The sequence below is a fragment of the Pseudomonas sp. HY7a-MNA-CIBAN-0227 genome (assembly GCF_040310325.1).
In the GTDB taxonomy this organism is placed as follows: Bacteria; Pseudomonadota; Gammaproteobacteria; order Pseudomonadales; family Pseudomonadaceae; genus Aquipseudomonas.
In genome coordinates this window covers 1-235 of record NZ_JBEOPT010000366.1, presented here as the reverse complement: position 1 = coordinate 235, position 235 = coordinate 1, and the positions used below count along the sequence as shown (strand labels likewise).

1 protein-coding gene is annotated in these 235 nt (G+C 54.0%); it reads left to right on the top strand.

Features of this window, described 5'->3' with window-relative positions; genetic code table 11:
- Nucleotides 1–235, top strand: a 235-nt coding sequence (locus AAEZ06_RS28290; protein WP_350617528.1) for a TetR family transcriptional regulator C-terminal domain-containing protein, incomplete at both ends; no start/stop codon positions are given.

Here is a 235-nt window from a genome sequence, read left to right as displayed (position 1 = left end):
AACTTGCACTATTACTTCAGTACCAAAACCGAGCTGTATAACGCGGTTTTGCTGGGTTTGCTGGAAGTGTGGAAACAAGATGCGCTGTGTTTTGAAACCTATGATGACCCGCGCCTGGTTCTCAGCAGTTACATTCGCGCCAAGATGACCCACTCGCGTACGCGGCCCTACGGCTCGAAAGTCTGGGCAGACGAAATCATCCATGGCGCGCCCACGTTGGGGCTCACGCTGGATG